Source organism: Acidimicrobiales bacterium (assembly GCA_036378675.1).
Lineage (GTDB): Bacteria > Actinomycetota > Acidimicrobiia > Acidimicrobiales > Palsa-688 > DASUWA01.
The window spans coordinates 70,777-78,743 of the sequence record DASUWA010000047.1; the positions used below are offsets into that span (position 1 = coordinate 70,777).

Here is a 7,967-nt window from a genome sequence, read left to right on the forward strand (position 1 = left end):
AGCAAACGCCGATGTCGATCGCCATTACCGACGAGCACCAGTCGCTTGGGACCACCGTTTCCAACTTCCTGGCGAAGAACGATTCCAGAGGAGCTGCCCGGCAGCTGCTGACGTCCGGCTCCGAGTCGATTCCGTCCTTCTGGTCGGAGCTCGCGTCGCTCGGTTGGCTTGGATTGCACATCCCGGGGAAGGACGGTGGTTCCGGCTTCGGCCTGGAGGAGCTCACAGTGGTGGTCGAGGAGCTCGGGCGTGCGGTCGCCCCTGGGCCGTTCGTTTCGACAGTGATCGCGAGCGCTGTTATCGCCGTTTCCGCACCGACCGATATCGCGTCGCGCCTTCTCCCGGGGTTGGCCGACGGAAGCAAGGTCGCCGGAGTTGGCCTGGGCGGGCAAGTGACCGTCGCAGGAGGCAAGGCGACAGGAGACGCGGGCGTCGTGCTCGGCGGCGGGCTCGCCGACCTGATCGTGGTGCCGTCGGGGGACGCCCTCGTCGTCGTCGATGCGCGCAGCGGTGGCGTGAATGTCGAGGTCCCATCCAATCTCGATCCCACCCGGCGAGCCGCCAGGGTGCGGCTCGCCGACGCCGACGCCGACGTACTTCCCGGGGCGCGGCGCACGCTGGTCGACTACGCCCGACTTCTTCTTGCCGCGGAGGCCACGGGCGTCGCTCGAGAGTGCACTGAATCGGCGGCGGAGTACGCCAAGGCTCGGGTCCAGTTCGGGAGGCCCATCGCGACATTCCAGGCGGTGAAGCACCACTGCGCCAACATGCTCGTCGCGACCGAGCTGGCCACGGCCGCGGTGTGGGACGCGGCCCGGGCGGCGGCGGCCGGAGGGGACCCGTTCAGCTACGCGGCTGCGGTAGCGGCGTCGCTTGCGCTGCCCGCTGCGGACGAGACCGCCAACCTGAACATCCAGGTTCACGGCGGGATCGGGTTCACCTGGGAGCACGACGCGCATCTGTACCTGCGACGCGCGACGGCGATCGAGGCATTCCTCGATGCCGAGGCGGCGGCTTCAGATGTGACCGATCTGGCTCGCAAAGGGATCCGCCGCGAACGGACGGTCGACCTTCCGCCGGAAGCCGAGTCGGTGCGCGACGAGGTTCGTCAGTTCGCCGAAAGGATCAAGCCGCTCGACGCGGCGGCGCGACGCGAGGAGATGATCGAGACCGGTTACGCGATGCCCCACTGGCCCAAGCCGTGGGGCCGGGATGCCGGCGCCGTCGAACAGCTCGTCATCGAGCAGGAGTTCTCGGCCGCAGGGATCCAACGCCCGAGCCTGGGGATCACCAGCTGGGTGATCCTCACCCTTGTCCAGCACGCCACCGACGACCAGGTCAAAAGGTGGGTGCGCCCGGCGCTGAACCAGGAGCTGATCTGGTGCCAGCTGTTCAGTGAACCCGATGCCGGTTCCGACGCCGCCGGGATAAAGACACGTGCGACCCGGGTCGAGGGCGGCTGGCTGATCAACGGTCAGAAGGTCTGGACCAGCGGTGCTCATGTCGCGCGCTACGGCCTTGCCACCGTCCGAACGAACCCCGACGTCCCCAAGCACCAGGGCATCACGACCGTGGTCATCGACATGAAGGCCGATGGCGTGGAGGTCCGGCCGCTGAAGATGATCACCGGCCAATCGGAGTTCAACGAGGTCTTCTTCAACGATGTTTTCGTCCCCGACGACGACGTGGTCGGACCGGTCGACGGGGGCTGGACGGTCGCGCGAGCCACGCTGGGGAACGAGAGCGTCAGCATCGGTGGCGGCCAAGGCGGAGTGACGATGCCACCCGAGATGTTCATCGCCCCGTTCGACGCGAACCCCGACCGGTTGCCCGGCGGATCCCCACGATTGGGGCGGCATCTGGCGCGCATGCAGGCGATCGACCTGCTGAACCTGCGCAGCGCCAACCGAGCGGTTGCCGGCGGCGGTCCCGGGCCGGAAGGAAACGTCACCAAACTGGTGTTGTCGGAAAACGGGCACGAGGCAGCCGCGATACTCGGCGAACTCAGTGGGCCCGACCTCGTCTTCCTTGAAGGCCCCGCGTCGCTGGCCGGGACCATGGTGCTGATGCATCGGGCAATGTCGATCGCCGGTGGTACGTCCGAGATCAAACGGAACCAGATCGGGGAGCGGATCCTCGGGCTGCCACGCGACCCGCTGATCAAGTAGCTGCGCGGCGTCACTGATCGATAGGGAGCGGGTTTGTGGCTGTTGTACGGGGCGATGTAGGAATGAGGTTGATATGGATTTGAAAGCGGGGAGCAGGCTTCGAAGCGTTGTCGACACCACCGAGGTTGTCGTTGTGCGCGCACCGGCGGGCGACGTCGACTTGCGTTGCGGTGGACAGCCGATGGCGCCGGTCGGTGGGGACGGGGCGCAAGCCGGTGAACTGGACCCCAAGTTCGCCGGGCCCACCCAGCTCGGCAAGCGCTACACGGACGACTCGGGTGAACTGGAGCTTCTCTGCACCAAAGCCGGAGACGGTGCCTTGTCGCTCGGCGATGTTGTGCTCGGCGTCAAGGCCGCCAAGCCGCTTCCGTCGTCAGATTGACCCTTAGACCTCGAGCCATCGCCTGCGGTAACCCGTGAACATCCCCCTTCTGGTCGAGATGGTCGGCGAGGCGGCTCCCGACCGGATCCTTCTTGGTAACCGCGAGGATGGCTGGACCGCGTCGCAGTTGCTCGACGCGATGCAGGCCGGCGCAGGGCAGCTGCTCGACAGGCAGTACGAGCGGGTCGCTTTTCTCGGTCTCAACTCGCCGGCGTTCCCTCTGACGCTGCTGTGCGCAGCGAGGGCAGGCTTGCCGTTCGCACCGCTGAATTACCGTCTAACCGACGACCAGCTCACCGGGATTCTCGGTCGTGTCCAACCAGCGGGGCTCGTGTGTGACCGGGAGATGCTTCCCCGAACGGAAGGCGTCGAAGGCCTCGAACGGGTCCCGACCGAGGACTTCGCCGCATCAATGGCGAACGGGAGCGATGCCCAGCAGCAGAACCTTCCGCTGCTCGAAGGTGAAGAAGTTGCGGTACTGCTCTTTACAAGCGGAACAACCGGACAGCCCAAGACCGCCGTACTGCGTCACCGACACTTGGCTTCGTACGTCCTGAACACGGTCGAGTTCCTGGGTGCCGGTGAAGACGAGGCCCAATTGGTGAGCGTCCCGGCGTATCACATCGCCGGAGTGGCCAGCGTCCTCAGCTCGCTGTTCGCCGGCCGTCGAGTCGTGTACCTGCCGGCGTTCGACGCGAAGGAATGGGTCGATCTCGCAAGGCGAGAGGAAGTGACTCAGGCGATGGTCGTCCCGACGATGCTCGAACGCATCGTCAAGCAGATCGAAGCCGACGGGTCCGGCCTTCCGACACTCCGGCACCTTTCCTACGGCGGTGGGCGCGCACCAGTTCAACTTGTGGAGCGGGTGATGCGCGTGCTCCCAAACGTCGACCTGGTCAACGCTTACGGGCTAACCGAAACCAGCTCGACCATCGCCGCGCTGACACCTCAGGACCACCGCGACTGCATCTCCAGCGACGACTCCGCGATCCGCAGGCGCCTCAGCTCGGTGGGGCGACCGCTGCCCACGATCGAGCTCGAAATACGCGATGCCGACGGGAAGCCGCTTGCGCCTGGCGAGAGAGGCGAGATCTACGTCAGGGGGGATCAGGTTGCCGGGGAGTACGCCACCGGCTCGGTCCTCGATCCCGATGGCTGGTTCCCGACCAAGGACGCGGGCTGGGTTGACGAAGGAGGATTCCTCTTCCTTGACGGAAGGCTCGACGACGTCATCGTCAGAGGCGCCGAGAACCTCTCGCCCGGCGAGATCGAAGACGTGCTTGGTGAACATCCCGCGGTCGCAGAAGCCGCCGTCGTCGGCGTCCCCGATCCACAATGGGGTGAAGCCGTCGCGGCCGCCGTCGTGTTCCATCCGGGAAGTACAGCGACCGTCGACGAGCTCAAGGGCTGGGTGCGCACCCGCTTGCGCTCGACGAAGACACCCGAGGTGATCCTGATTCGGGAACAGATGCCCTACAACGAGACAGGCAAGCTTCTCCGACGGGTGATCCGCGACGAGATCCGGCAGCTCCCCGCAAGCTGACCCCGCAAGCTGACCCCGCAAGCTGACTCCGGCCCGCTTTCAGGCCCGGTGGTGAACAACCTCTGGTGCCGCCGGAAACTAAAGATTTTCGCCGATGACGACGAGAGAATTCGAGGACCCGTACACGGGTTTCCGGCCCAGACAGCAGGTCGTTGTTGGGACGTACGGTTTTTATCTGTTTAGACTCTAAGTACACGGAAATGCAATCGTTGGCAGCGACGCTTGCTTAGGGGATTGGGACATGATCGACGCTCGTCAGGTCACTCATGTGATCCAAAACCAGTTCTCGCCGGAGCTCGAGAGTGTTGTCGCGGCGAGGCGCGCGGTCGTGGACGCAGCGACGGCTTGGCGTCTTCCCGAGAGAGTCATCGAAGACGCCGCCCTTGCCGTCTCCGAGCTGGTAACCAACGTCGTGTTTCACGCCGGCACCCCTGCCGGGCTGACCGTCAAGAGGCTCGGTTCGGGAGTGCGCATAGAGGTGCGCGACGGAAGCACCAAGCTTCCCAAGGTCACGGCAAACGATCCCGCCGACCTTCTCGAGACCCGCTCGATGACCGGCCGCGGGCTTGCCCTTGTCGCGGTGACGGCCGACCGGTGGGGGGTCGACCCCGACGGCGGCGGGAAGGTCGTCTGGGCGGAGGTCGGAACGAGCCGGAGAATGGTCAGCCCGCAGCCGGCGCCCGCTTACCCGCCGGCGCCCCATCCCCGAAGGATCGCGGCGGCCTCTCGGGCTGCAGGGGTCACCCAGGTCATCTCGGTCGCGCGCCAGGGCCGCCAGGTCCATCTGGTCGGGGTGCCCGTACGGCTGCTCGTCGAGTCGGTCCGCCAGCTCACCGATCTCCAGCGTGAGATGCAGGTGATGGGGCTCGGTCGCACGGCGCCCATGGAACTGCGCGACCTGGTCAAGGCGAGCCAGGACATCGAGTCCCATATAGGACATCTCCGCGAGACCGGCCTCGATGCCGCGCAAGCCGCACTGACGCGCGGGGAGGAGTACGTCGACGTCGACATGACCGTGCCGGACGACGCCGGCAAGTACTTCGACCGCCTGGCGACAGTCCTTAGCCGCGCGGCAAGCCGGCTTGCCCGCCGCTATCTGCTGACGCTGCCGGCCAGCCGTGAAGTCGTCGCGTACCGCCTGTGGTGGCGGGACGAGGTCCTCGCCCAGCTGGCCGGTCGTCCTCCCCGGCGCTGCCCGATCCCGGCTACAGCTGCAGGCTCTTGACCTGGAGGAACTCCTCCAGTCCGTACCTGCCGTACTCCCGGCCGACTCCGGACTGCTTGTAGCCACCGAACGGCGCGTTCGGGTTGAACGCTCCACCGTTGACCTCCACCTGCCCGGTGCGCAGGCGGCGGGCGATCGCCTCTGCGCGCTCCTGACTGCCGGCCCACACACCGCCGGCTAGACCGTACGGAGTCCCGTTGGCAATCTCGACGGCTTCGTCCTCGGAGTCGTAGGGCAGAATCGAAAGGACCGGCCCGAATATCTCCTCCTGGGCGATCGTCATGTCAGGCTTCACGTTCGAGAAGACCGTTGGCTTGACGAAGAAGCCCTGCTCCAGACCTTCCGGTTTGCCCGGGCCGCCGGCGACCACCTTGGCTCCCTCGTCGATGCCCTTCTGGATGTAGCCCTCGACCCGGTCCCACTGCGCCTGCGAGACCAGCGGACCCAGCTTCGAGCTCTCGGCGAAGGGGTCACCGACCGTCATCGCTTCGGCAGCCGAGGCTGCGATCTGCTCGGCTTCGGCGAGCTTCTCCCGCGGCACGAGCATCCGGGTGAGTGCCGAGCAGGTCTGCCCGGAGTTGAGGAAGGCTTTGCCCACCCCGTCCGATACCGCCTTCTTCAGATCGGCGTCGGAGAGGATCACGTTTGCGCTCTTGCCGCCCAGCTCCAGCGCCACCTTGGCGACGCGGGCTGACGCGAGCTCTGCAACGCGCCGCCCGGCGCGGGTCGAACCGGTGAACGACACCATGTCGACATCGGGGTGCGACGCGATCGCCTCCCCGACGACAGGGCCGACGCCGCTGACCATGTTGAAAACGCCTGCCGGCAGACCGGTGTCGTTGATGATTTCGGCCAGGACGAACGCGTTCAGCGGCGCCACCTCGGACGGCTTGAGCACAACGGTGCATCCGGCGGCGAGCGCGAAAGCGACCTTCGCCGCGATCTGGTGGAGCGGGTAATTCCACGGGGTGATGCAGCCGACAACCCCGATGGGTTCGCGAACCACGAGGGAGTTGCCGATCCGTTCCTCCCAAGGGAACTCGTCGACGATCGATTGGATCACGTTGAACGAGTTGAACGGGAGGCCCGCTTGAACCAGCAGGCTCAGCGGCTTGACCATGCCGACTTCCTGGCTGACGAGCGTGGCGATCTCGTCCATCCTGGGGGCGATCCCCTCAGCGATTCGCGAGCAGTACTTCGCACGCTCCTCGACCGAAGTCGCCGCCCATGCTGGAAACGCCTTCTTCGCAGCCGCAACAGCACGGTTCACGTCGTCGGCACTTCCGTCGGGGATCGTGCCCATGACCTCCTCGGTGGTCGAGTTGATCACGTCGATGGTGCCCTTGCCACTGCTCGGGACCCATGCTCCGTCGATGTAAATGGTGTCGCGAACAATCATCGAGTTCTCCCTCCCTTTTCAGATGTTTTGAATCCTACGCAGGAAGCCTGCGCAACGCCTCCAGGGCGCGGTCAGCGTGGGCGGACATGTTGGTCTCCGAGCGGATGATGTCCTTGACCAACCCGTCGGTGCCGATCACGAACGTGGTCCGCTTGTTGGGGATGATTCCCGGCCCGCGCCGGACTCCGTATGCGCGAGCCACCGATTTATCTGGGTCGGAGAGCAGCGGGAAGTCGAAGTTGTGCTTCGTCGAGAACCGCTGCTGCTTGTCCACCTTGTCGGCGGAGATCCCGACCCGCTGGGCCCCGACCTTCTCGAACTCCGGAGCCAGATCACGGAAATGGCAGCTTTCTGCGGTGCACCCCGGGGTCATCGCCGCGGGGTAGAAGTACAGGACGACCGGACCTTTTTCCAAAAACTCGGATAGGGACCGGGTGGCACCTGTCTCGTCAGTCAGCTTGAAGTCTGGGGCTATGTCGCCGAGGTTCATGATCAGAAGCTATCCCTCGTTCGAGGAGTTACGCCCCTTTTTGTGTCCCGGCGACCAGCCGCTGCATCAGCACCACGTCGAGCCACCGCCCGAACTTCCGCCCGACCTCCCGCTCGACCCCGATCACCTCGAAGCCGCACGCCTCGTGCAGCCTTATGGACGCTTCGTGGCCCCCGACTATTCGCCCGATCACCGTATGAAAGCCGTGCACTGCTGCGAGGCGGACGAGCTCGAGTAGCAGCCCCTTGCCGACCCCCTGACCCCGTACCGACTCGTCGACGTACACCGAGTCCTCGACGGTGGTGCGGTAAGCGGGGCGAGGCCGGTACGGCGACAGGGAACCGAAGCCGCTCACGACGCCCGATTGATCGACGGCGACCACGGCCGGCCAGGCGCCGCTGTGCTCGTCCATCCAGACCAACTGCTCTTCAGCGGTGCGTGGCACCAGGTCGAAGGTGACGGTGGAGCCGAGCACCTCCTTGTTGTAGATGACGCGGATCGCCTCAGAGTCGTCCTCGGTGGCAAGCCGGTACTGCATCGGCGGGGGAGCGTACCCGGTCGTTGCTGGCCGACCCCCCAGGCCGAGGGTATCCTGGTCCGGCTTGCAGTGCGCCCCCTTAGCTCAGTCGGCAGAGCACAGCCATGGTAAGGCTGGTGTCGTCGGTTCGATTCCGACAGGGGGCTCGGCGGCGTAGCTCAGTTGGTCAGAGCACTCGGCTCATAATCGAGTTGTCGTCGGTTCAAGTCCGACCGCCGCTAC

At 65.7% G+C, this 7,967-nt stretch carries 7 protein-coding genes and 2 tRNA genes; 6 read left to right on the forward strand and 3 right to left on the reverse strand.

From position 1 onward, the window contains the following. The first annotated feature begins 11 nt into the window (after positions 1 to 11). The 4 genes from VFZ97_15625 to VFZ97_15640 all read left to right on the forward strand — a co-directional run bounded on the left by VFZ97_15625 (position 12) and on the right by VFZ97_15640 (position 5,318). Positions 12 to 2,168 (forward strand): acyl-CoA dehydrogenase, encoded by a 2,157-nt coding sequence (locus VFZ97_15625; protein ID HEX6394865.1) that lies wholly within the window; start codon positions 12 to 14, stop codon positions 2,166 to 2,168. 73 nt (positions 2,169 to 2,241) lie between these two features. Then, positions 2,242 to 2,550 carry a hypothetical protein gene (locus tag VFZ97_15630; GenBank protein ID HEX6394866.1) on the forward strand — a complete coding sequence of 103 codons (309 nt, stop codon included), beginning with the start codon at positions 2,242 to 2,244 and terminating at the stop codon, positions 2,548 to 2,550. A gap of 34 nt (positions 2,551 to 2,584) precedes the next feature. Then, positions 2,585 to 4,093, forward strand: coding sequence for a class I adenylate-forming enzyme family protein (locus VFZ97_15635; GenBank protein ID HEX6394867.1), 1,509 nt, complete (start codon positions 2,585 to 2,587; stop codon positions 4,091 to 4,093). 241 nt (positions 4,094 to 4,334) lie between these two features. Further along, complete coding sequence (locus tag VFZ97_15640; GenBank protein HEX6394868.1) at positions 4,335 to 5,318, forward strand: ATP-binding protein; 984 nt, start codon at positions 4,335 to 4,337, stop codon at positions 5,316 to 5,318. Here the strand turns inward: VFZ97_15640 and VFZ97_15645 are convergent. From VFZ97_15645 to VFZ97_15655, 3 genes are read right to left on the reverse strand one after another with little or no spacing between them, the layout of a single operon-like run. Next, entirely contained in the window at positions 5,299 to 6,717 is a 1,419-nt protein-coding gene (locus VFZ97_15645; GenBank protein ID HEX6394869.1) for an aldehyde dehydrogenase family protein, read from the reverse strand. The genes VFZ97_15640 and VFZ97_15645 overlap by 20 nt on opposite strands. Before the next feature lie 34 nt (positions 6,718 to 6,751). After that, positions 6,752 to 7,207, reverse strand: coding sequence for a peroxiredoxin (locus tag VFZ97_15650; GenBank protein ID HEX6394870.1), 456 nt, complete (start codon positions 7,205 to 7,207; stop codon positions 6,752 to 6,754). Between the two features lie 28 nt (positions 7,208 to 7,235). Further along, positions 7,236 to 7,745: a GNAT family N-acetyltransferase gene (locus tag VFZ97_15655; GenBank protein HEX6394871.1), complete on the reverse strand. Its 510-nt coding sequence runs from the start codon at positions 7,743 to 7,745 to the stop codon at positions 7,236 to 7,238. Positions 7,746 to 7,818: 73 nt separating this feature from the next. Here VFZ97_15655 and VFZ97_15660 point away from each other — a divergent pair. After that, positions 7,819 to 7,891, forward strand: a tRNA-Thr gene (locus VFZ97_15660). A gap of 1 nt (position 7,892) precedes the next feature. Beyond that, positions 7,893 to 7,966: transfer RNA gene (locus VFZ97_15665), tRNA-Met, on the forward strand. Position 7,967: the final 1 nt, after the last annotated feature.